The 22,991-nt window shown below is 69.6% G+C and carries 20 protein-coding genes; 9 read left to right on the top strand and 11 right to left on the bottom strand.

Annotated features, from left to right (window positions below; translation table 11 throughout):
• Nucleotides 1-151 precede the first annotated feature (151 nt).
• On the bottom strand, nucleotides 152-913 hold the full coding sequence (locus ABGB08_RS51600; RefSeq protein ID WP_347606954.1) for a neutral zinc metallopeptidase: 762 nt from the start codon (nucleotides 911-913) through the stop codon (nucleotides 152-154).
• A 122-nt stretch (nucleotides 914-1,035) separates the two neighbouring features.
• On the opposite strand from ABGB08_RS51600, the gene dxs reads away from it, so the two are divergent.
• Both dxs and ABGB08_RS51610 read left to right on the top strand, forming a co-directional pair.
• The gene (dxs, locus tag ABGB08_RS51605; protein ID WP_155349815.1) at nucleotides 1,036-2,916 is read left to right on the top strand and encodes a 1-deoxy-D-xylulose-5-phosphate synthase; all 1,881 of its coding nucleotides are present in this window, start codon (nucleotides 1,036-1,038) and stop codon (nucleotides 2,914-2,916) included.
• 75 nt (nucleotides 2,917-2,991) lie between these two features.
• Nucleotides 2,992-4,452, top strand: coding sequence for an amino acid permease (locus ABGB08_RS51610; RefSeq protein ID WP_347606957.1), 1,461 nt, complete (start codon nucleotides 2,992-2,994; stop codon nucleotides 4,450-4,452).
• Here ABGB08_RS51610 and ABGB08_RS51615 read toward each other — a convergent pair.
• Nucleotides 4,430-5,029 (bottom strand): LysE family transporter, encoded by a 600-nt coding sequence (locus ABGB08_RS51615; protein WP_347606960.1) that lies wholly within the window; start codon nucleotides 5,027-5,029, stop codon nucleotides 4,430-4,432. The two genes, ABGB08_RS51610 and ABGB08_RS51615, sit on opposite strands and share 23 nt — an antisense overlap.
• A 38-nt stretch (nucleotides 5,030-5,067) precedes the next feature.
• A complete protein-coding gene (locus tag ABGB08_RS51620) occupies nucleotides 5,068-5,451 on the bottom strand; it encodes an SSI family serine proteinase inhibitor (RefSeq protein WP_347606963.1) in 384 nt (127 codons plus the stop codon).
• Between the two features lie 166 nt (nucleotides 5,452-5,617).
• Here ABGB08_RS51620 and ABGB08_RS51625 point away from each other — a divergent pair, with 166 nt between their 5' ends.
• A complete protein-coding gene (locus ABGB08_RS51625; protein WP_347606966.1) occupies nucleotides 5,618-6,610 on the top strand; it encodes a LacI family DNA-binding transcriptional regulator in 993 nt (330 codons plus the stop codon).
• 37 nt (nucleotides 6,611-6,647) lie between these two features.
• Nucleotides 6,648-7,427: a TIM barrel protein gene (locus tag ABGB08_RS51630; RefSeq protein WP_347606969.1), complete on the top strand. Its 780-nt coding sequence runs from the start codon at nucleotides 6,648-6,650 to the stop codon at nucleotides 7,425-7,427.
• A gap of 58 nt (nucleotides 7,428-7,485) precedes the next feature.
• Here ABGB08_RS51630 and ABGB08_RS51635 read toward each other — a convergent pair whose 3' ends face one another.
• The 4 genes from ABGB08_RS51635 to ABGB08_RS51650 all read right to left on the bottom strand — a co-directional run bounded on the left by ABGB08_RS51635 (nucleotide 7,486) and on the right by ABGB08_RS51650 (nucleotide 13,493).
• Nucleotides 7,486-9,939, bottom strand: a complete 2,454-nt coding sequence (locus tag ABGB08_RS51635) for a M14 family zinc carboxypeptidase (protein WP_347606972.1) — start codon at nucleotides 9,937-9,939, stop codon at nucleotides 7,486-7,488.
• A gap of 223 nt (nucleotides 9,940-10,162) precedes the next feature.
• Nucleotides 10,163-11,005, bottom strand: coding sequence for a sugar phosphate isomerase/epimerase family protein (locus tag ABGB08_RS51640; protein WP_347606975.1), 843 nt, complete (start codon nucleotides 11,003-11,005; stop codon nucleotides 10,163-10,165).
• On the bottom strand, nucleotides 11,002-12,351 hold the full coding sequence (locus ABGB08_RS51645; protein WP_347606978.1) for a DUF993 family protein: 1,350 nt from the start codon (nucleotides 12,349-12,351) through the stop codon (nucleotides 11,002-11,004). Before ABGB08_RS51645 ends, ABGB08_RS51640 begins: the two co-directional genes overlap by 4 nt.
• On the bottom strand, nucleotides 12,348-13,493 hold the full coding sequence (locus ABGB08_RS51650) for a Gfo/Idh/MocA family oxidoreductase (protein ID WP_347606981.1): 1,146 nt from the start codon (nucleotides 13,491-13,493) through the stop codon (nucleotides 12,348-12,350). The genes ABGB08_RS51645 and ABGB08_RS51650 overlap by 4 nt, the downstream gene beginning before the upstream one ends.
• A gap of 130 nt (nucleotides 13,494-13,623) precedes the next feature.
• Here ABGB08_RS51650 and ABGB08_RS51655 point away from each other — a divergent pair, with 130 nt between their 5' ends.
• Nucleotides 13,624-15,171: a glycoside hydrolase family 13 protein gene (locus ABGB08_RS51655; RefSeq protein ID WP_347606984.1), complete on the top strand. Its 1,548-nt coding sequence runs from the start codon at nucleotides 13,624-13,626 to the stop codon at nucleotides 15,169-15,171.
• Here ABGB08_RS51655 and ABGB08_RS51660 read toward each other — a convergent pair.
• The 3 genes from ABGB08_RS51660 to ABGB08_RS51670 all read right to left on the bottom strand — a co-directional run bounded on the left by ABGB08_RS51660 (nucleotide 15,168) and on the right by ABGB08_RS51670 (nucleotide 17,430).
• Nucleotides 15,168-16,394, bottom strand: coding sequence for an HRDC domain-containing protein (locus tag ABGB08_RS51660; protein WP_347606987.1), 1,227 nt, complete (start codon nucleotides 16,392-16,394; stop codon nucleotides 15,168-15,170). The genes ABGB08_RS51655 and ABGB08_RS51660 overlap by 4 nt on opposite strands.
• A gap of 181 nt (nucleotides 16,395-16,575) precedes the next feature.
• Complete coding sequence (locus ABGB08_RS51665; RefSeq protein ID WP_155358514.1) at nucleotides 16,576-17,166, bottom strand: DUF3000 domain-containing protein; 591 nt, start codon at nucleotides 17,164-17,166, stop codon at nucleotides 16,576-16,578.
• A 69-nt stretch (nucleotides 17,167-17,235) separates the two neighbouring features.
• Nucleotides 17,236-17,430, bottom strand: a complete 195-nt coding sequence (locus ABGB08_RS51670; RefSeq protein ID WP_347606991.1) for a hypothetical protein — start codon at nucleotides 17,428-17,430, stop codon at nucleotides 17,236-17,238.
• Between the two features lie 247 nt (nucleotides 17,431-17,677).
• On the opposite strand from ABGB08_RS51670, the gene hemE reads away from it, so the two are divergent.
• Nucleotides 17,678-18,715, top strand: a complete 1,038-nt coding sequence (gene hemE, locus ABGB08_RS51675) for a uroporphyrinogen decarboxylase (protein ID WP_155349802.1) — start codon at nucleotides 17,678-17,680, stop codon at nucleotides 18,713-18,715.
• A gap of 52 nt (nucleotides 18,716-18,767) precedes the next feature.
• On the opposite strand, the gene ABGB08_RS51680 is transcribed toward hemE, so the two are convergent.
• Entirely contained in the window at nucleotides 18,768-19,838 is a 1,071-nt protein-coding gene (locus ABGB08_RS51680) for a DUF4349 domain-containing protein (RefSeq protein WP_347606994.1), read from the bottom strand.
• A gap of 287 nt (nucleotides 19,839-20,125) precedes the next feature.
• On the opposite strand from ABGB08_RS51680, the gene hemG reads away from it, so the two are divergent.
• The 3 genes from hemG to ABGB08_RS51695 all read left to right on the top strand — a co-directional run bounded on the left by hemG (nucleotide 20,126) and on the right by ABGB08_RS51695 (nucleotide 22,876).
• Nucleotides 20,126-21,712 (top strand): protoporphyrinogen oxidase, encoded by a 1,587-nt coding sequence (gene hemG, locus ABGB08_RS51685; protein WP_347606997.1) that lies wholly within the window; start codon nucleotides 20,126-20,128, stop codon nucleotides 21,710-21,712.
• Nucleotides 21,666-22,379 (top strand): hydrogen peroxide-dependent heme synthase, encoded by a 714-nt coding sequence (gene hemQ, locus ABGB08_RS51690; RefSeq protein ID WP_347607000.1) that lies wholly within the window; start codon nucleotides 21,666-21,668, stop codon nucleotides 22,377-22,379. The genes hemG and hemQ overlap by 47 nt, the downstream gene beginning before the upstream one ends.
• Nucleotides 22,380-22,735: 356 nt before the next feature.
• The gene (locus tag ABGB08_RS51695) at nucleotides 22,736-22,876 is read left to right on the top strand and encodes a hypothetical protein (RefSeq protein ID WP_347607003.1); all 141 of its coding nucleotides are present in this window, start codon (nucleotides 22,736-22,738) and stop codon (nucleotides 22,874-22,876) included.
• Nucleotides 22,877-22,991 lie beyond the last annotated feature (115 nt).

Below are 22,991 nucleotides of genomic sequence, written 5' to 3' on the forward strand. Positions count from 1 at the left end.
GGAGGGTGAGTCGATCATCGACCTCGGCCAGGACTCGGTGAAGTACACCCGCCTGTCGACCGAGGTCCAGGCAGCTCAGTAAGGCCGTTGGTGTGGCGGGGGGGGGGGGGGGCGCCCCCCCCCACGCCCCTTCACCCGGTTGGGCACACGCTCAGGACACGCGTGCGGCCGGAGCCGTGAAGGTGTTGCACACCTTCGGGCCGTTGCCGTCCCAGCCGCGCTTCATCCAGTAGCGGATGTTCTTGGTCTTGCCGTGCAGCACGTCCCCGAAGGTCATGTCCATCAGGTCCTGGAAGTCGAACTCCTCACGGCCGAGCGAGTGCCACACGCTGCCGATGAACGCGGACGCGAAGCACTCGGCCTGGAGCTCGACCTGGCGCTGGATCGCGTACTGCTTGGCCTTGGGGGCCTTCTTCTGCAGGCGCATGGCGGCCGGCAGGATCCCGGCCCGGTCCTGGGCGTAATGCCCGTACTCGTGGGCGATCACGTTGAACAGGGTGAACTCGGCGGGGTCGGCGAGCTGCCACTTGCTGATGGCCACCCACATCGTCTTGTTAACCGGGCAGTACAGACCGGCCGCGTAGTTGATGGGGTATTTGCCGCAGCCGGTGGCCACGCTCTTGGTGATGTAGCGGACTTTCGGCTTGCTGAATTTCAGGCCCGCCTGCTTGAACTCCTCGCCCCAGGAACGATCCAGGCATTCGAGGAGGTGGTCCAGGTAGAGCTTGTAGGAGTCGAGGTCGTCTGGTCGCCGGTCGAGTTCCTTGCACTCGGTCCAGTCGAACTCGCCTGTCTTGTACAGCGGGTTGTGGGTGAGCGCGGCCTTGCCCGTGGGAACCGGCGCGGCATGCGCGGGTCCGGTGAGGAGAGTGGCACCGATCATTCCACTGATCAGCAAAGTCAGAATACGCACGAAACCTGGAGCGTACGGGACAAGTCAACAGGGGGCAAAACGATTGCCTGCCAGGTGGGGGAGGCGTAATGAGAGCGGAGAACTAGACTCATGCCTGTTCGACGATGAACCGGAGGATGACAGTGGGGCTACTGGAGTCAGTGAGCGGACCGCACGACCTCAAGCGACTTGACCCGCGGGACCTGCCAGAGCTCGCGGCGGAGATCCGCGACCTGCTCGTCTCGTCCGTGGCGGGATCAGGCGCCGGTGGACATCTCGGCCCCAATCTGGGGGTCGTCGAGCTGACCATCGCCCTGCACCGCGTCTTCGACTCCCCGCACGACCCGATCGTCTTCGACACCGGCCACCAGTCCTACGTGCACAAGATGCTCACCGGCCGGGCCGGCCGGTTCGGCACGCTCCGCCAGCAGGGCGGCCTGTCCGGCTACCCCAGCCAGGCCGAGTCCGAGCACGACCTGGTGGAGAACTCGCACGCCTCCACCGCCCTCTCCTACGGCGACGGCCTGGCCAAGGCCGTCAAGCTGCGCGGCCAGCGCGACCGCACCGTGGTGGCGGTGATCGGCGACGGCGCCCTCACCGGCGGCATGGCCTGGGAGGCGCTCAACAACATCGCCGCCAACAAGGACCTGCCGCTGGTCATCGTGGTCAACGACAACGGCAGGTCGTATTCGCCCACGATCGGCGGCCTCGCCACCCACCTGGCCAAGCTCCGGGTCACCCAGAACTACGAGCAGGTCCTGGAGTTCGTGAAGGACCGCTTCGGCAACGTCCCGGTGCTGTACGACACGCTCCACGGCATCAAGAAGGGCATCAAGGACATCATCGCCCCCCAGGCCATGTTCGAGGACCTCGGCCTGAAGTATGTCGGCCCCATCGACGGCCACAACGAGCAGGCCGTGGAGACCGCCCTGCGCAAGGCCAAGGGCTTCGGCGGCCCGGTCATCGTGCACGTGCTCACCACCAAGGGCCACGGCTACACCCCGGCGGAGAACCACGAGGAGGACTGCTTCCACGCCCCGCAGCCCTTCGACGTGGTGACGGGGGAGGAGACTCCGAAGGCGTACGGGTGGACCAACGTGTTCACCGAGGAGATGGTCCGCATCGGCGCGGAGCGGGAGGACGTGGTCGCGATCACCGCGGCCATGCTGCACCCGACCGGCCTGGCCGAGTTCGGCGAGGCCTACCCGGACCGTATCTTCGACGTCGGCATCGCCGAGCAGCACGCGCTCACCTCGGCCGCCGGGCTCGCCCTGGGCGGCCTGCACCCGGTGGTCGCGGTCTACTCGACCTTCCTCAACCGGGCCTTCGACCAGCTGCTGATGGACGTGGCGCTGCACCGGCTGCCGGTCACCGTCGTGCTGGACCGGGCGGGTGTCACCGGTGACGACGGGCCCAGCCACAACGGCATGTGGGACCTGTCGATCCTGCAGGTCATCCCCGGCCTGTCGGTGGCGGCGCCGCGGGACGCGTCCCGGCTGCGGGAGCTGCTGCGGGAGTGCCTGGACATCTCGGACGGGCCGTCGGTCATCCGTTACCCGAAGGGCGCCGTGGTCCGCGAGTTCGAGCCGGTGGCCACCCTCGGCCGGATGGACGTGCTGCGCGCCGCCCCCGCCGAGAAGGACGTGCTGCTGGTCGCGGTGGGCCCGATGGCGGAGGTCTGCCTGGAGGCGTCCTCGCTGGTGGCCGCGCAGGGCATCGGCGTCACCGTGGTGGATCCCCGGTGGGTCATGCCGCTGGATCCAGAGCTGGTCCGGGAGGCGGCGGCGTACAAGCTGGTCGTGGTGGTGGAGGACAACGGCCGGGTCGGCGCGAGCGGCGACGCGGTGGCGCGCGCGCTGCGCGACGCGGACGTGGACGTCCCGGTGCGGACCTACGGCATTCCGCAGCGGTTCCTGGACCACGCGAAGCGGCCGAAGCTGCTGGCCGAGTTCGGGCTGACCGGCCAGGATCTGGCCCGGGAGATCACCGAGGGGATCGCCAAGCGCAGCCCGGCCCTCACCTGATCCCCCGGCACTCCTTTGCCGGGCGCGCTGATTCTCGCGCGCCCGGCCGGGAAGTGTCTTGATCAGGGGGCGCCGGTGGAAATCTTCCGCACCAAGTCGGTCGAGCAGTCCATCCAGGACGCCGAAGGCGGGACGCATCGCCTGGAACGCACGCTGAGCGCGCTCGACCTGACCGTGTTCGGCATCGGCGTCATCGTCGGCAGCGGCATCTTCACGCTGACCGGCATCGCGGCCAGGAACTACGCGGGGCCCTCGGTGGCGCTGTCGTTCGTGGTGGCGGCCGTCGTCTGCGCGCTGGCCGCGCTCTGCTACGCCGAGTTCGCCTCGACGCTGCCGGTGGCGGGGTCGGCCTACACATTCGCCTACGCCACGATCGGCGAGTTCCCGGCCTGGATCATCGGGTGGGACCTGATGCTGGAACTCGCGCTCGGCGCGGCCGTGGTGTCGGTGGGCTGGTCCGGCTACTTCGTCTCTGTGGTGGAGAGCATTGGCGTCACCCTGCCGGTCGTCTCGATTGGCGGCTGGACGTTCAACTACCTGGCCGTGATCGTCGTGCTGCTGCTGACCTGGCTGCTGGTCACCGGCATCAAGATGTCGGCCCGGTTCAACCTGGTCATGGTGACCGTCAAGGTGGCCGTCATCCTGCTGGTCATCTTCGCCGGGCTCTTCTTCGTCAACGGCGCCAACTACACGCCGTTCATCCCGCCCGCCAAGTCCACCGCGGGCGCCTCGGGGCTGGCCGCGCCGCTGATCCAGGTCCTGTTCGGGGTCACGCCCACCGTGTTCGGGGTGGCCGGGATCTTCACGGCGGCGGCCGTGGTCTTCTTCGCCTACATCGGCTTCGACGTGGTCGCCACCGCCGCGGAGGAGACCCGCCGCCCGCATCGCGACCTGCCGATCGGCATCATCGCCTCGCTCGGGGTGTGCACGGTGCTGTACATGGCGGTGTCGCTGGTGGTGGTGGGCATGCGGCACTACTCCCAGCTGAGCGTGACGGCACCGCTGGCGGACGCGTTCAAGGCGGCCGGGCAGCCGTGGCTGGCGGGGGTGATCAGCGTCGGCGGCATCTCGGGGCTGACCACCGTCATCCTGATTCTGATGCTGGGGCAGAGCCGGGTGTTCTTCGCGATGAGCAGGGACGGGTTGCTGCCCCGGGAGCTGGCGAGCGTGCATCCGAAGTACCGCACGCCATACAAGATCACGATCATCATTGGGGTGGTCACCGCTGCGCTGGCCGGGTTCATCCCGTTGAGCGTGCTGGCCGAGATGGTGAACATCGGCACGCTGTTCGCGTTCGTGGTGGTGTCCGTGGGTGTGGTCATTCTCCGCCGGACCCGTCCAGACCTGCCGCGCTCGTTCCGCATGCCGCTGGTGCCGTGGCTTCCGGCGCTCGCGGTGCTGGCCTGCGTCTATCTCATGCTCAACCTGGCGGTGGAGACCTGGGTGCGGTTCATCGTCTGGATGGCCCTCGGGGTGGTCGTGTACCACCTCTACAGCATCCGGCACAGCCGGGTCAGGTCAGCCCGGAGACGATGAGGACCGCGCCCGCTCCGGCGAGCAGCAGGCTGCTGGCGGCCAGCAGCAGGCGGTAGCCGCGCACGCCCACCCGGTGCCGCCCCGCGCCGATCAGCCCGGCCAGCCCGACCTTGGAGCCGACCAGGATCAGGTAGAAGCCGAACACGAACGCCACCGCGCCCGCGGGTCCGGCGTCCCAGGCGGCGACGAAGATCGGCGCGCCGACGGTGGCCCAGAACAGCCAGGGATGCGGGTTGAGCATGTTGACGACCACGCCTCTGAGCACCTGCGTGGGGACGCCGTCGCCCGGACGTGGGGGCTCGGCCGTGCGGGCGTCACGTAAGCCCTGCACGCCGAGGAAGACGACATAGGCCCCACCGGCCAGGGACAGCCCGCGCAGGAAGGCCTCCGGCAGCGCGCCGACAGCGGTGATCGTGAGCAGCACGACCGGCAGGTCGGACAGGAGCGGAACGCACGCGATCCGCAGTCCCGCCGGGAAGCCGCCGCGCAGGCTGGCCGTGATCACCAGGCTGAGCAGGGCCCCCGGCGAGAGTCCGGCGCCCAGGCCGAGCCCGAGCCCCAGCAGCAGTTCACGCACTTAACCTCCGTTTTGTCCATCCCGGAGGTTAGCGCGGGTCAGAAGGCGAACACCTCCCAGGTGGCCACGCCGAGCCAGCACATGTTGCTGAAGGTCCGGGTGTAGGAGATCGGGCGGCCGAAGTAGACCCCGGTGGCGTTGGCCGTCACCGGATCCCACAAGGCGATGCAGAACACCCCCGACTTGGGGGTGATCAGGGCGGGATCCCCCCACGCGGTCGCCAGCCGGGCGCAGGCCGCCACCGGGTTCGGGTGGGTGCCGCCGTCCGGCGCGCAGGTGAGGGTGACGGTTCTGGTGGCTCCCCGCTGGGTGATGCTGAGCTTGTACTCGGCCCCCGCCGCCGCCGCGGCCGGGTTGGCGGCGAGCAGGGTGGAGAGCAGCGCGGTGGCGAGCGCCAGCGCGACGATCCTCATGATTCTCATCACGGCTCCAGGTGGATTCGGGTGCCGACCATGCATGCGCCGCTTCGCTCGCCCGCGTCAACTCCGCCCGCTCCGGCGGGCGCGAATCCCCAGCACGCCCATGTACGTTTCGTGGGCGATCCAGGCCGCCTGGCATACTGGGAAATCGCTTTCCGTGGAGGGTCGTGTGGTCACTCTGGAGGACGTGGCGAGGCAGGCCGGCGTGTCGCTGGCGACCGCCTCGCGGGTGCTCAACGGCAGCACCCGGCAGGTCGGGGCGGCCATGCGGACGCGGGTGGAGAAGGCGGCCGCCGAGCTCGGATACCGCACCAACGTGGCGGCGCAGACGCTGGCCAGAGGGGCCAGCAACGTCATCGGCCTGGTGGTGCACGATCTCGTCGATCCGTATTTCGCGGCGATCGCGGACGGGGCGATGCGGGCGGCGGACGCCGAAGGGCACGTGGTCATGGTGGGCACCACGCGCCGGGATCCGGAACGGGAGATCGCCTACGTGGCGACGCTCAACGCGCAGCGGGCCAAGGCCGTGCTGATCGCGGGGTCCCGGGTGGCGGATCCGGTGGCGACCGCACGGCTCAAAGCCGAACTCGATCGGTACCGGGCGCAGGGCGGGCGGGCGGCCTGCGTCGGGCAGGACCTGCTCGGCGTGGACACGGTCGCGCCCGCCAACCACGCGGGCGCGGCGCGGCTGGCCGGGGCGCTCGCCGATCTCGGGCACACCCGCTTCGCGGTGCTGGCCGGGCCGCCGCACCTGATCACCGCCGCCGATCGCCGCGCCGGGTTCCAGGCCGCCCTCGCCGAGCGCGGCCTGCCGGAACCCCAGATCGTGTACGGCCGCTTCGACCGGGACGGCGGCCACGCCGCGGCAGCCTCGGTACGGCCGGACGTGACCTGCGTGTTCGCGGTGAACGACGTGATGGCGGTGGGCGCGCTCGCGGCCTTCAGGGAACGGGGGGTACGGGTGCCCGAGGACGTGTCCGTGGCGGGCTTCGACGACATTCCGACGCTGCGCGATCACGTTCCCGCGCTGTCGACGGTACGGCTGCCGCTCGCCGCCATGGGCTCCCTCGCGGTGGAGCTGGCCCTGGCGGGGGAGGACGAACCGCAGGTGGTGGCGATGGAGGGCGAGGTCGTGTTGCGGGAGAGCGTGCGGGCGATATGAATGCCGCGATCTGGACAGCTCTGGGTTTCTCGTTCCCATGAGGCTGGCGGTCAGCACGCTGGGCATGCCGGGGGAAGGCGTCGAGTCGGCGATCGAGACGGCGGTGCGGTTCGGGTGCGAAGGGCTGGAGCTTCGGCTGCATCCGGATACGGGGGTGCATGCCGGGCTCGGGGCGGCCGAGCGGGTGGCGGTGCGGGAGGCGATTCTCGGACGGGGGCTGGCTGTCGCGGCTCTCGCCGGATATATCAGGATTTCGGGGTCCGGGCCGGACGACGGGGTGGTCGCGGGATTGCGGGCCGATCTGGAACTGGCCGCCGATCTCGGCGCGTCCGGGGTGCGGGTGTTTCCCGGGGGTGATGACCTCGAAGCCGCCCGGCGGCGGGTGCGCGCCGTCGCGGATCTCTGCCGGGAGCGCGGGGTCCGCGTGTTCGTGGAGACGCATGACGCGCTGCCGACGGGGGCGGCGGTCGGGCGGTTGCTGGACTTAGTCGACCTGCCCGAGGTCACCGGCGCCATCTGGGACGTGCTGCATCCCTGGCGGCATGGCGAAACCCCCGGGCGCACGTACGAGGTGCTGAGCGGCCACCTGTCGTACGTACAGATCAAGGACGCCGTTTCCGCCCAGGACACGACGCCACGTCCGATGGGGACCGGTTCTGTGCCTCTTGAGGACTGTGGGGAGTTGTTGCGGGGGTTCGAGGGGTGGGTCTCGCTCGAATGGGAGCGGACCTGGTATCCGGACGTCGAACCGGTGGAGCACGTTCTGCCGGGCGCGCGTGCCTGGGTCTCCCGTTACGCGTCGCGCCCCGACAAATAAGCCGTACGGGTGGCCGCCGGGAAAGAGACCGGCGGCCACCCCCCGCTTTCGGGGGTTATCAGCTGCTGCCGACCTTCACCCTCTTGTCGTTGTAGTTGTTGCCGTTGCCGTCGGGCTGGTAGTTGTTCTCGACGTTGCCGGCGATGTCCACCGCGAAGAAGCGCACCTCGACGGTCTGGTTGACCGTGATCTGCTGGGCTCCCTCACGCATGCCCGCCGCCGTCAGCTTGGGCGAGCTCAGCGTCGGCCGGCTGCCGTCCAGCGTGTAGTACACGTTGGCGGGCTCGTTGGTGAGGAAGGTGAACGAGGTGGAGGTGCCGGTGCCGCCGGTGATCCTCAGCTTCGAGTCAGGACGACGGCGGTCCTGGGAGAACGCGCGGGCGACCTCCAGAATGGCGATCTGGCCGTTGGCGAACTCCATCGCCTCCTCGTGACCCTCGCTGAAGGGCGGCTGGAAGCCGACCGCCTGGAAGCGGCCGGTGGCCGGGTCGTAGAGGTCGGCGCCGACCTCGAAGTCCCAGCCGATGATGCCGCGGTTGAACCAGTGCTCGTCGGCGCTGTTGCCGGCCGCCGAGTACAGCACGTCGGGCACCGGGCCGGTGCGGCCGGGCCAGATCGCCGTGCTGCGGTGAGCCTGTACGGCGGACAGGATGTGGCTGGAGGCCTCCCAGAAGTAGTTCTCGGTGCCGAAGTCGACCCGCGGCAGCAGCTCACGCCCGGCCGACTTGTACGCCCCCGGAGGCCACATGAAGTAGCCGCCGTAGGAGTGGGTGTTCATCGCGAACTTGATGTTGGGGAACTGCTGGGTGAGCCACACCTCGTTGCGCGCCTCCGGCTCCGACAGCTCGGCCGGCCCGGCGAAGGTGTCGCTGGTGCAGCTCGTCGAGGCGCCGCTGTACCCGTCGAAGATCGAGCCGACGGAGAAGTTGCGGTTGAGGTCCACGCCCCAGGAGTTGCGCGCCGCCGGGTCGCCCGTGGTGGCCGGGCAGTGGTTGGTCATGTTGCGGCGCTGCATGTTGAAGTCGTACATCGAGTAGTGCGCGCCGTCGGGGTTGGCCGTCGGCAGGATGAAGATGTCGAGGTCGTCGACCACCTCGCGGTGGTCGCGCGAGTAGTTGCGCAGCAGCCGCTCCGCGGTCTCCAGGCAGGTCAGCGGGGTGACCCATTCGCGGGCGTGCTCCTGGCAGTACAGGAACACCCCGACCTTCGAGCCGTCCCGCGTCTTGCCGATGCGCAGCGCCTTCGTCTGGAACGGTTCGCGCTTCACGCTCGCCGGCGCCTTGAGGTTGTCGGTCAGCTTCGTCGCGGGAGCCGCGGCCACCAGGCCCGCGCCCGTGTTGGTCCGGTAGGTGTTCGCCGACACCAGGGCCGAGGCCGCCGCGTTGGCGTTGACGGCGTCCACCACCTGCTTGGCCGTGCTGCTGAGCGCGCCCGCCGCGTCCGTGGCCAGGGTGACCACGATGTCTTTTCCGGCAACGTCCTTCCCGGTGACCGCGACCGACAGCGGCGAGGCGGCGGCGTTCGGGTTGACCAGCGCCACGCTGATGTCGTTGCCGCCCTCGCTGCCGAAGGTCTTGGAGCTCACGTAGAAGGTGCTCGCGGCGACCGTGCCGAACTGCCCCTGGGCGGCGCGGCGGTAGCCGTTGGTCTTGTTCGGCAGGTCGATGATCTCCGCGTACTTCGGGAACTCCTTGGCCAGGGCGACGATCCGCTCGGTCAGCTCGGTCGGGTCCATGTAGTGGTCGACGAAGTCGGAGATGTAGTGCCGGCTGGGCGCCTTGCGCGGCTCACCCAGCCACTTGCTCACGTTCACCGTCACCGAACCGCCGCGGTTGCTGGTCACCGTGACCTTGGTGGGGGCTTCGGTGACCGCGAGCGGCGAGTTGAACCGGTGGTACATGTACTGCCCGGCGTCGGTGAAGCGGGACATCGTCGCCGTGCCGCCCGAGTCGGGGGCGGTGCCGGGGCCGCTGTCCCAGGTGGCGGTGAGCACCGTCTGCGAGTCGGTCGCGCTCGACTTCACCTCCACCGACAGGAAGCGCCGGCCGTCGAGGCTGGTGAACCATTCGGACCGCAGCACCGTGAGCGTGTCGGTCGCCGCCTCCGCCGCGTCCGCCGACGCCAGGGCCCGGCTCCGCTCGGTCTGGTTGGCGGCGAAGTCGCTCTGGTCGGAGATGACGCCGCGCAGATCGAAGCCCTGGTCCCGGAGGTCCTGGGCTTCCTGGGGGCTGAGGACGGCGTGCACCTCGATGCCCTCATCGCTGGATTTCTTGTATTCGGCCAGGTCGACACCCATGTCGTTCAGCCGGTCCACGCTCGCCTGGTCCGGGACGATGATCCGGATCAGGGCGACGCCGTCCTGCGCGGTGGAGGGCTGGCGGTCGGGGACGACCTCGCTGACCGGAGGGGACGGGTCGGCGAGGGCCGGAGGCGGGCTCAAAGTGATCGCTAAGGGGAGAAAGAGCACGGCTGCGAGGCGACGGGCCTTGCTGCCGTTGGGGGAGCTCCTCATCTGGGTTTCCTCCATCTGGCGTGGCCCGCCAGGTAGGGGGTCAGCCTGGCGGAAAAGCACGCAAGTCCAAGGCAGTCTTGGCCAGGCGGAAGATCTTCGTCAAGCCGTCATTCTGGTCGTTTCGGGAATTTTCCGTAACAGAATGGTCTCTGTGCTTCTTTGGGGATATAGCGCTCAGGTTCCACGTGGGGTGGCGGGCTTTCGGCGCGAACCGTGAGAGCGCTCAAGCCTCCTGGAGATTCGGCGCGATCAGCTGCGCGTAGCGGTGGCGTGCGGTGGTCAGCACGGTTTCGGGGTCGGCTGCCCAGATGTCCGCGTTGAAGATCTCGACCTCGATGTCGCCGTCGTACCCGGCCTCGGCCACGGCTTGGGTGAGCGGCGTGAAGTCGATCACGCCGTCGCCCATCATGCCCCGGCCCAGGAGCACGTCGGCTGGGAGCGGGACCAGGAAGTCGCAGACCTGGTAGCTCGCGATCCGGCTTCCTGCGCGGGCGATCTGGGGGAGCACGTCCGGATCCCACCAGAGGTGGAAGCTGTCCACGACCACGCCCACCACCTCGGGCGGGTACGGCTCCGCGAAGTCGATCGCCTGGCCGAGCGTGGACAATACGGCCCGGTCGGCGCAGTACATCGGATGCAAAGGTTCCAGCGCCAGCCGCACCCCCCGCTCCGCCGCGTACGGCGCGAGCGCCGCAAGCCCTTCCGCCACTCGCGCCCGCGCGCCCGCCAGATCCCGCGAGAACGCGCCCAGCGGCTCGCCCGGCACGACGCCCGGCAGCCCGCCCACCACCATGACCAGGCAGGACGCCCCCAGCGTCGCGGCCTCGTCGATGGCTTCCCGGTTGTCCGCCAGCGGGTCCGGCCCGGTCAGGAACCCGCCGCGGCAGAGCGAGGACACCCGCAGTCCGGCAGCCCGCACGAGCTTGACCGTCTCGTCCAAGCCCTGCGCGGCGACGTCCTGCCGCCACAGGCCGATCGCCTCGACCCCGTGCCGCACGCACCCGTCCACGGCTTCGGCGACCGACCATCGTTTGGTCGTCCACTGGTTCAGCGAGAACCTTCTCATCGCCCGTGCACCGCCAGGAACGCCCGCATTCGCGACACCGCGAGCTCGGGATCGGCCAGCAGCCCAGCCTGGTCGGCGAGACGGAACACTTCGGCCAGGTGGCTCAGCGACCGCGCCGACTGGGCTCCGTTCACCATCGTGAAGGCATCCTGATGCCCGTTGAGCCAGGCCAGAAAGACAATCCCGGTCTTGTAGTGAAATGTCGGCGCTTCGAAGATCTTCCGGGAGAGCGCGACCGTGGGGGCCAGGATCCGGTCGTAGTCCGCCAGCCGGTCCGCCGTCGATGCTGATATTTCGGAAATATCGGGATCGGCGGGGGCGCTTGTTCCTCCGGCTTCCTCCGGCGGGCCGGGCCGAGGTTCGACCCCGAGCTCGTCATGCGCCGGATCGTCGCCGGGTCCAAGAACTACGCCGGGGTGCGGCCGATCCAGGACATCAGGCTGAGGTGCTGTCCCCGTGGGACGCCGCCGGGGATGGGGTCCTTCGGCCGCGTCCAGGGCCTGGAAGGCGGCCGCGGCCGCCGGGGCGATGGCGTCGAAGATGCCGAGCAGGGCGTGCGAGCCGGATTTGATGAGGGATGGGTAGTTGAAGTCGTCCCCTGTGTACAGCCGGACGCCTTCGGGCAGCGCCGCGCGGAGGCGTACCTCATGGGATTCGTCCAGCAGTGAGACCTTCACGCCGTCGATTTTCGGGGCGTTCGCATGGATCAGTTCGAGGAAGGACGCGGTGGCCGCTTCGACATTCCTGGAGCCCCAGTAGCCCGCCAGGTTGGGGTCGAACATCTCGCCCAGCCAGTGCAGGATGGCCGGGCGTTCGACCTCGGCCAGCAGCTTGCCGTAGACCGCCTGGTAGTCCTCCGGGGCGTGCGTTATCGCGGCCAGCTGGCGGCTGGCCATCAGGATGACGGTCGCGCCGCTCTCCTGGACGGCTGCGATCTGCTCCTGGTAGGCCGCCTCGATGGCCTGCGGGGTGCGTGCGCCGGGGACGTGGTCGGTGCCCGCGCCGCAGGCGATCAGGTCGGCGGGATCGCCGAGCTCGCGGGCCGCCGCCGCGCTGAGGCGGATCAGCTCGCGGGTGGCGGCCCAGTCCAGGCCGTTGTTGCGTTGCGCGGTGTCCATGGCGTCGGCCACGCGCAGGCCGTACGACCACAGGTGGCGCCGGAAGCGGAGCGTGGCCTCCCAGTCGACGGCGGCGGGGGCGCCGGGGGTGTTGTCGCCCATCGGGTCGGCGACCACGTGGGCCGCGGCGTACACGACGCGGTTGGCCGGGGGGCCCGGCGGGTGCGGCCAGGTGACCGGCTCGCGTAGCCGGTAGGTCCCGCCCGGCAGGTCGATCGAGGCGGTCACAGCTCGGCCACCGGGAGGCGGCGGCCCTCGGCGTGCGAGCGCAGCCCCAGTTCGGCGATCTGCACGCCCCGCGCGCCGGATCGCAGCGTGTAGGGGAACGGCGTCCCGGCCACGACATGCCGGACGAACTGCTCCCACTGCACCTTGAACCCGTTGTCGAACTCCGCGTTGTCCGGCATTTCCTGCCAGCCATCCCGGAAGCGCGCCGTGGCCGGAACATCGGGATTCCAGACCGGCTTCGGGGTCGCGCTCCGGTGCTGGACCCGGCAGCCGCGCAGCCCGGCGACCGCGCTGCCGTGCGTGCCGTCCACCTGGAACTCCACGAGTTCGTCCCGGTTCACCCGGACCGCCCAGGACGAGTTGATCTGCGCGACCACACCCCCGGCCAGCTCGAACACCCCGTAGGCGGCGTCGTCCGCGGTCGCCTTGTACGGCTGGCCGCTCTCGTCCCAGCGCTCCGGGATGTGGGTGGTCACATGGGCGTACACCGACACGACCCGGCCGAACAGGTTCTCCAGCACGTAGGCCCAGTGCGGGAACATGTCCAGCACGATGCCGCCGCCGTCCTCGGCCCGGTAGTTCCACGACGGGCGCTGCGCGGCCTGCCAGTCGCCCTCGAACACCCAGTAGCCGAACTCGCCGCGCACCGACAGGATCTGCCCGAAGAAGCCGCCGTCGATCAGCCGCTTCAGCTTGAGCAGGCCCGGCAGGAAGAGCTTGTCCTGGACCACGCCGTTCTTCAGGCCCGCGTCCTCGGCGGCCTGGGCCAGCCGCAGCGCCTCCGGCACGGACTCGGCCGTCGGCTTCTCGGTGTAGACGTGCTTGCCGGCCGCGATCGCCCGCAGCGTCGCCGCCACCCGCGCCTGGGTGACCTGCGCGTCGAAGTAGACCGTGTTCGCCGGGTCGGCCAGCGCCGCGTCCAGGTCGGTGGTGTGCTCGGCGAGGCCGTGCCGGTCGGCCAGCTCCGCGAGTTTGGCGGCGTTCCGCCCGACCAGCACCGGCCGGAGCATGATCCGGCCGCCGTCGGGCAGGGTGACCCCGCCCTGCTCGTTGATCGCCAGCACGGACCTGACCAGATGCTGGCGGTAGCCCATCCGGCCGGTGACGCCGTTCATCACGACGCCGAGGACGTGGTCGCCCATCGCGATATCTCCTGATAAGGGGGTGGAAAGCGCTTTCCTGAGGATATGGGGGCGATGGGGGGTGGGCAAGCGCTTTCCGGCGGGGATCTGCTGATTAACTTTGCGAAGAACGTACAAACAGGGAGAAGACGTGACGCAATGGTGGCGTGATGCCGTCGTCTACCAGATCTACCCCCGCAGCTTCGCCGACGGGAACGGCGACGGCACGGGTGACTTCGCGGGGGCGCTGGCCCGCCTGCCGTACCTGGCGGAGCTGGGCGTGGACGCCGTCTGGTTCTCGCCCTTCTACCCCTCCCCGCTCGCCGACGGCGGCTACGACGTCGCCGACTACTGCGACGTGGACCCCCGGTTCGGCACGCTGGCCGACTTCGACACCTTCGTCGCGGCGGCGGCCGGGCACGGCATCCGGGTGATCGTCGACATCGTGCCCAACCACTGCTCCAGCGCGCACCCGGCCTTCCAGGCCGCGCTCGCCGCCGAACCCGGCAGCCCGGAACGTGACCTGTTCATCTTCCGCGACGCCCCCAACAACTGGCAGTCCCTCTTCGGCGGCCCGGCCTGGACCCAGACCCCGGACGGCCAGTGGTATCTGCACCTGTTCGACTCCTCCCAGCCCGACTGGAACTGGGCCAACCCGGCCGTGCCCGCCATGTTCGAGAAGGTGCTGCGGTTCTGGCTGGACCGGGGCGTCGCCGGGCTGCGGGTGGACGTGGCGCACGGCCTGTTCAAGGACCCCGAACTGCCCGATGTGCCCGACCCCACCCCCTCCGACCGGCCGTCGCCCTGGTTCCACCGGCCCGAGCTGGTCGCGCACTACGCCACCTGGCGGGCCATCCTGGACTCCTACCCGGAGGACGTGTTCCCCGGCCGCCGCACCGCCGTGGGCGAGTTCTGGGGCGACGAGATCACCCACCTGGAGCCCTACTTCATCCCCGGCGGCATGCCGCAGGCGTTCAACTTCTTCCTCTTCCAGACCGCCTGGGACGCCGCCGCGCTCCGCCACACGATCACCGCCTCGCTCGCCCTGACCGAGGGCTCCGACGTGGTCGCCCCCTGGGTGATCAGCAACCACGACGTGATGCGCCCGGTCAGCCGCTACGGCGCGCCCGCGCCCGCCCACTCCGACGCCGAGGTCGACGTCGCCCTCGGCACCCGCCGCGCCCGCGCCGCCGCCCTCCTGCTGCTGGCCCTGCCCGGCTCCGCCTACGTCTACCAGGGCGAGGAACTCGGCCTGCCCGAGTTCCTCGACATCCCCGCCGCCGACCGCGACGACCCGGTCTACCGCCGGAGCCAGGGCGCCCGCCTCGGCCGCGACGGCTGCCGCGTCCCCATCCCCTGGTCCTGTACTGCACAGCCCTACGGTTTCACCGAAGGCACGTCCACCTGGCTGCCCCAGCCGTCCGGATGGGGGTCCTTAACGGTGGAAGCCCAGCTCGCCGACCCCTCGTCCACCCTCACCCTCTACCGTCAAGCCATCGCCGGGCGTCCCAGGGGCGAGTTCGCCTGGCTGGACGGCTACGACCTGGCCTTCACCCGGGGCGATGACTTCGCGTGCGTGCTCAACCTGGGCGCGGAACCCGTGCCGCTCCCGGCGCATGAGTCGCTGCTCCTGGCCAGCGACGCCATCACCGACGACGTCCTGCCCCAGGACACCGCCGTGTGGCTGCGCCTGCGCTAGATCTCGCCCTTCGTCTCCAGCCGCTGGAGGGCCTTGGCGAGCGGCAGCGCGGTCAAGCCGACCTGCCACTCCCGGGCCCCCAGCTCGCGCAGCCGCTCGGCGATCACGTCCTCGTCCACGATCTCCGGCGGCTCCCAGGTGAGGCGGCGCACCGCGTCCGGCTGGAGCAGGTTCTCCGTCGGCATGCGATGCTCGTCCGCCAGGGCGGCCACCACCGACCTGGCCGCGTGCAGCCGTTTCGCGGCGACCGGATCCCGGTCCGCCCACCGGTTCGCCGGCGGCGGCCCGTCGCCGGGGCCGATCGGCTGCGGCAGCTCGTCCTCGGCCATGATCCGGGCCCGGGTCACCGCGTTCAGCCACTCGCGCAGATGCCGCCGCGCGCTGCGGCCGGTGAACGGCGCGATCTCGGTGAGCGCCTTGGTGGTGCGCGGCAGGTCCAGCGCGGCCTGCACGATCGCCGAATCCGGCAGCACCCGGCCCGGCGCCAGATCGGCGTCCCTGGCCAGCTCGTCCCTGAGCGTCCACAACTCGCGGACCACGGCCAGGCCGCGCAGGGTCCGTACGCGATGGATGCCGCTGGTGCGCCGCCACGGATCGCTGCGCAGCGGCGCGGTCGGCGCGGCCAGGATCGCCGCGAACTCCTCCATCGCCCAGGGCAGCTTCCCGCTGTCCACCAGCTCGGCGTGGAGCACGTCGCGCAGCTCGATCAGCACCTCGACGTCCAGGACGGCGTAACGCAGCCAGTCCTCCGGCAGCGGCCGGGTCGACCAGTCCGCCGCGCTGTGCCCCTTCACCAGGCCGAGCCCCAGCACGACCTCCACCATCGTGCCGAGCCCGACCCGCTCGTAGCCGAGCAGCCGCCCGGCCAGCTCGGTGTCGAACAGCAGCTTCGGCCGGAAACCCAGCTCGGCCAGGCACGGCAGATCCTGGGTCGCCGCGTGCAGCACCACCTCGGCGCCGTCCAGCGCGGCGTCCAGACCGGTCAGATCCGGGCACTGGATCGGGTCGATCAGCGCGCTGCCCGCGCCCGCCCGGCGCAACTGCACCAGATACGCGCGCCCGCTGTACCGATAGCCCGACGCCCGCTCGGCGTCCACCGCGACGGGCCCTGCGCCCATCGCGAACGCCTGCACGGTCGCGGCCAGCGCCGCGTCGCTCTCCACTACGGACGGGATGCCCTCACGCGGTTCCAGCAGCGGCTGGACGTCTTTCTCATCGGTCACTGAACACCTTCGGGGTGACTACCTCGTCCCGTAGCTGATTCGGGAATTTTGGAACGGTCCGGCACGGTGTGCTCCGGGTATCGGTTGATGTCTCAAGCTATGGCATGCCGCGACCGCATGGGGAGGCGGCGACCGAGACGATCAACCGAGCCTCCTCTCGGTAGGGCGGAGAAAGAGCCTTTCAGAGCACTTTCGGTTGGTCGGCGCGTCGCGGCTTGAGCGCCGCGACATCAGGGGGCAGCGGGGGAATACCCGCTGCCAGGCACATCAAGTCGCACCACGCGGCCACATGGGCGGACAGATCTTCGTCCAGCGGCGACCAGGACGCACGCAATTCCAGCTCGGTCGTGACGGGATCGTTGTCCTTGTTACCGAATCCCTCGGAAACCGCGCGGGTGACCGTGCCTCCCGCCGCCGCGAACGCCGCGCCGTGCGCCTCCAGCGCCTCGGTCAGCCAGCTCCACGCGACCGGGCCGAGCAGGGGATCAGAGGTGATCTCCGGCTCCATGTCCGCCCGGACATAGGCCACCAACCGGAACGGGCCCTCCCAGCCGCGCTGGCCGTCCGGGTCGAACAGCATGATCAGGCGGCCGATCGCCAGTTCGTCGTCGTCCCGGTAGACCGACGCGCCCACCGCGCCCGAGTACGGCGCCAGCCGCTGCGGAGCCGGAATGTCCTCCAGCTCGATCTCGGGGCGGACCTCGGCGGGGCGCAACGTCTCCAGCGCGCGCCGGAAGGCGGCCGGCGCCGCCGGTGGGTCACCGAAGGTCATGACCGAAGCGTAGGCCGGATTCGGGAGCGCGCGAAGCAGAGGGGAGGTCGTCGTCGCCATATTTGATGATCAAGCCGCTGCCTGCGCAAGGAACAGGGCGCTGCCACAATCGACGCAGAACCATTCGCTCCAGGTCTCATGGCCGTCGTGACCGGTCTCGTAGCCGGTCTCGGTGCCGGTTTCACTGCCGGGCGGCTGCTCGAACGTGCGCTCGGCGGCGCAGGCGGCACAGCGCTCAGTGCGGTGTTCGGGGGAACTCCACATCGAAGTAATCGCCTTTCGTCGGAACCCGGAACTCGGTCCGACGTTGACATGTCTCGCCGACATTTCCCCGCATCGCGCTCGGCGTGTCTCGAAAGTGGTAATGGAATCGATGCGGGAGGCCTGTTTGGCGAACACTTTGCCGGGCCGTTGTGATCGACTGGTGACTGATGTCTTCTTGATTGCCGGATTTCATGATCGGCTTGGGGTTGCCGCACCGACCGGCCGCCGGGCATGGCACGCTTGACGGGTGAATCCCCAGCTTGCCGACTCCGCGTTCCTTCTGGCGTGCCGCCGCAGGCCCGTTCCGTACACACCGGTGTGGTACATGCGCCAGGCGGGCCGGTCCCTGCCCGAATACCGTGAGCTCCGCGCGGGCACGGCCATGCTGGACGCCTGCGCCACCCCCGACCTGGTCGTCGAGATCACCATGCAGCCGGTCCGCCGCTACGGCGTCGACGCCGCGATCTTCTTCAGCGACATCGTGGTCCCGCTCAAGGCCATCGGCGTCGACCTCGACATCAAGCCCGGCGTCGGCCCCGTCGTGGCCGACCCGATCAGGGACGCCGCGGCCGCCGCCCGCCTGCGCCCGATCGAACCCGACGACGTGCCCTACGTCACTGAGGCCATCGGCGCGCTGGTCAAGGAACTGGACCGGGTGCCGCTGATCGGCTTCGCCGGCGGCCCCTTCACCTTGGCTTCCTACCTCATCGAAGGCGGCCCCTCCAAGAACCACGACCACACCAAAGCCATGATGTACGGCGATCCCGCCCTGTGGCACGAGCTCATGGACCGCCTCACCACCATCACCCTCGGCTTCCTCCGCATCCAGGCCGAAGCGGGCGCCTCCGCCCTGCAGCTGTTCGACTCCTGGGTGGGCGCGGTCGCCCCCGGCGACTACCGCACCTACGTGCTCCCCTACACCAGCCGGATCTTCGCGGGCCTGGCCGACCTCGACGTGCCCCGCATCCACTTCGGCGTCGGCACCGGCGAACTCCTCGGCATCATGGGCGAGGCCGGCGCCGACGTGGTCGGCGTCGACTGGCGCGTCCCCCTGGACGAGGCCGCCCTTCGCGTCGGCGCCGGCAAGGCCCTCCAGGGCAACCTGGACCCCGCCGTCCTCCTCGCCCCCTGGCACATCGTCGCCGACCGCGCCACCACCATCCTCGAATCCGGCCGCGTCGCCGAAGGCCACATCTTCAACCTGGGCCACGGCGTCCTCCCCTCCACCAACCCCGACCAACTAGCCCGCCTCACCAACCACATCCACACCACCACCATCCGCTGAACGGCGAAAGGGGCTGTCCCGGTGGCGGGACAGCCCCTCTGCTTTGCGTAGATCAGCTGTCGGATGTTGTGCTGCCCACCGGTGTTTCCGCCTCCGTGGGTGCCTTCGTTTCCGGCGTCTTCTCGATGACTGCGACGGGTGAGGCTGGAGCCGGGCGGGAGGGGCGTACGCGGCGGAGGATACGCCAGGTGGCGAACCACAGGACGGCGAGGACGATGAGCCAGGGGAGCAGGGTGCCGAGTAGGGTGAGGCCGATCTCGACCGCGTCGACCAGGGCGTTCCAGCCGACCTCCAGGCCGCCGAGGAAACCGCTCGGCTCCTCCTCGGGGATGTCGACCACGATGTTGGGGCCGATCAGGGTCAGCGTGACGGTGGCCATGCCGGTCTGCTCGGCGAGTGCCTTCTGCCGGGCCTGAAGCGATTCCAGCTCGGCGGTCCGGTTCTGGATCTCCCGCTCGATCTCCAGGATCTCCCCGATCTTGTCGGCCTTGGTGAGCAGCAGCCGGAACTGGTCCAGCGCCGCCTCCGCCGACTTCACCCGGGCCGCGACGTCGGCCACCTCACCGGTGACATCCTGCGCGCCCTGGTGCAGCGACCGCCGCTCGCCGAGATCGCTGCCCAGCTTGACCAGGACCTCCGGGTAACGCGCCGGGGGGATCTTGAACGTGACCACGGCCTCGCTGCTGCTCCCGCTGAAAGCCGTGCTCTTCTCGTCCGCGACATAACCGCCCGCGCCGAGCACGATCTGCTTGGCGCTGTCACTCGCCTTCGCCACGTCCTGTGCCTGCACGGTCAGCTCGGCCGTGTAGATGATCGACCGATCCACGGTCTGGATCTTGATCGCCTGGACGGGTTCGCTCCCGCCCCCGGAACGAGAAGCGTCGTCGGCGGCAGACTCTCCCAAAGCCGGTGCTTCCGGCATCGCCTTGCTCTGCGCTGCCCCGTCGGCGGCGGTGCTGACCGCGGGCATCGGAGCGGAGTTCCCCGACGACGTTTCGGCGCCACCCGCGCACCCCGCGAGCAGGAACGCCGCCATCGCGAGCGGAATCACCAGGTATCCCATCAGCGAGGATGCCCACCGGGCTCCTCGCGCCCTGCCGGCCGTGAGCCGCAATCTCTTCATGCCCTTGAAGACGCTTCATGCGCATCACCGGTTTTGCCCGGGTCGTCACGATGCTGTCACGGCTAACCTCCCACTCCGTCACGACTCGCACCTTGCTGTGTATGCGCCCGCATCTCGCTCCGCTTTCCGCTCGGCCATGGGCCCGCATCACGCTCCCCACGGTTCGCATCTCGCACCGTCACGACCTGGCCCCAACGCATCACGGCGACCTTCTGCCGGGGCGGGCGAGCCTGGTGAGCATGGGCGAGGTGGGGGACTGTCGGTGGTGCCGAGTAGCGTTGAGCGGCATGGGGATGGACAGGCACGTCGTGATCGTGGGGGCGGGGATCGCCGGTCTGGCTGCGGCGTGGTTCCTGCGGTCGGCGGGTGGGCCGCGGTTGCGGATCACGGTGCTGGAAGGCGCGTCCCGGATCGGCGGGAAGTTGCACGCGTCCGAGGTCGCGGGTGTGTTGATCGACTCGGGAGCCGAGTCCATGTTGGCGCGGCGGCCCGAAGGCAAGGAGCTGGTCGAGGCCATCGGGCTGGGCGACCAGCTTGTGGATCCCGGCACCACGCGGTCGTTGATTCTTTCGCGGGGCGAGTTGCGTCCGATGCCCGCCGGTCAGGTGATGGGCGTGCCGTCCGATCTGGCCGCGCTGGCGCGATCGGGCATCCTGTCGCCGGGCGGTCTGGCCCGGGTGCCCATGGATCAGGTGCTGCCGCCCACGCTGGTGGATGACGACATATCCGTCGCTGAATACGTCAAGGCCCGGATGGGCGACGAGATCGTCGACCGGCTGGTCGAGCCGCTGCTGGGCGGGGTCTATGCGGGACGGGCCGATCACCTGTCGCTGGCCGCCACCATGCCCGCGATCGCGGCGGCCGCGCGGACCGAACGATCACTGCTCCGGGCGGCCAAAGACATCGTGGCCGCCGCGCCGAAAGACGCCGGGCCGGTGTTCACCACCCTCAGGGGCGGCCTAGGCAGCCTCCCGGCCGCTCTGGCTGAGGCCTCGGGCGCGCAGATCAGGACCGGGGTGATGGTGCGCGGGCTGAGCCGTACCCAGACGGGCTGGCGGCTCGTGACCGGTCCGACCAGGGAGGAGGCGATGATCGAGGCCGACGCCGTCATCCTCGCCGTCCCCGGACCGGCCGCATCCCGCTTGCTCAGCCACGATGTGCCCACCGCTGCTGGTGAACTCGCTCAGATCGAGTACGCGAGCATGGCCATCGTCACCCTCGCCTACCCACGGGACGCGTTCTCCGCCCTACCCGAGGGCACCGGATACCTCGTCCCGCCAATCGAAGGCCGCGCGGTCAAGGCTGTCACGTTCAGCACGTCCAAGTGGCCGCACCTCGCCGACTCCGCTGCCAGCGCCGACTCCGCTGCCAGCTCCACCGGCGCTTTCCTGACCCACGCCGCTCCAGACCATGTGGCCGACTCGGTTGCAGGCTCTGTCGCTGGGTCTGTCGCTGAACCAAGCCGTGCTTCTGGGTCCGGTCTTGTGTTGGTTCGTTGTTCGATCGGGCGGGTCGGGGAAGAGCATGTGCTTCAGCGTGATGACGCCGACCTGGTCGCTCTTGCCATGACCGAGTTGGCCGAGACCGTTGGCGTGCGGGGGCGGCCAGTCGATTCGCGGGTCAGCCGGTGGGGTGGCGGGCTGCCGCAGTACAACGTTGGTCACAATGAGCGGATTGCCCGCGTTCGCGCCGCCGTCGATGTTCATCCCGGGCTGGCGGTCTGCGGGGCCGCCTACGAAGGTCTAGGAATTCCCGCCTGTGTGGGGACGGCGAGGAGAGCAGCATCCCGGATTCTGGAGCGCCTCGATCCAGGGAGAGAATGGCCTCATGACGGAAGACACCCAGGAAACCAGCCCGCGGCTCAAGGCACGTGATCTCAACAACGTGATCCGCTACACGATGTGGTCGGTCTTCCGGCTGCGTGACGCCCTCCCCGGGAACCGCGACACGCTGGCCGAGGAAGTGGCGGAACTGCTGGGGCAGGCGGCGCAGAAAGACGTGGTGACCCGTGGCGTCTACGACGTGGCCGGGTTCCGCGCTGACGCGGACTTCATGCTGTGGTGGCACGCCCCCTCGGCTGAGGATCTCCAGGAGGTGTACGGGCGGTTCCGCCGTACCGGTCTGGGCAGGGCCAGCGAGCCGGTCTGGTCGGCGATGGCGCTGCACCGCCCGGCCGAGTTCAACAAGTCGCACATTCCCGCCTTCCTCGCCGAGGAAGAGCCGAAGGGTTTCGTCTGCGTCTACCCGTTCGTCCGTTCCTTGGACTGGTATCTCCTGGACGAGTCGGAGCGCCGGACCATGCTCGCCGAACACGGCAAGATGGCCCGCGACTACCCCGACGTGCGCGCCAACACGGTCGCCTGCTTCGCGTTGAACGACTACGAGTGGATGCTCGCCTTCGAAGCCGACGAACTCCACCGCATCGTCGACCTGATGCGCCACCTCAGGGGCGCTGAGGCCCGCCGCCACACCCGGATCGAGATCCCCTTCTACACCGGCACCCGCAAACCCATCAGCGAGCTGATCGCCGCTCTCCCGTAACGCCCCGCGAGCCGAAGCCCACCCGCAAACGGGCTCGGTCAAACGGTGGGCACGGTCCGGTGCCGAGTACGGTGGTGGCCAGGTTTGGGTGGGCCTCAATGCGCGGTCACGGGAATGGGCTCTTCGGCAAATTTCGTGATGCGCTCACTGAGCGTGCGCGAGGTGATGTAGACAACCGGTCGCCACGTTCGGCCTGGGCAGGAACATGCTGTCCGGGCAGATCAAGGAGCGCGAGCGGCGCGGCGGGTTCCTGGAGTTCTGCTACCAGCTGCCCGGCCACTGCCCCGCTCGGGACACCGATCGCGATCATCTGCGGCGCCTTCAGCTCTTGCCTGACCACCACGCAGGACAAGCGGGTGAGCGCATGGGCGAAGGTCGGCAACGTCGAGATCGCCATCGAGATCGCCATGGAGATCGCCTGCACACCACCGGCTCCTGTGGCCGAACCCGAAGCTCTGGGCAAGCTCGCGGCCGGTGATCTGCGCCTAGATGAATGAGTCCAAGGGTTCGCCTGCGGAAATAGAGCGAGAGTGTCCATGATCCGTTTGTGACGACAGACCTGAACACCCTCGCAACCGCACTCTATGTCAGGATCGACGATGCGCTGAAGGC

The organism is Acrocarpospora sp. B8E8 (assembly GCF_039871605.1).
GTDB lineage: Bacteria > Actinomycetota > Actinomycetes > Streptosporangiales > Streptosporangiaceae > Acrocarpospora > Acrocarpospora macrocephala.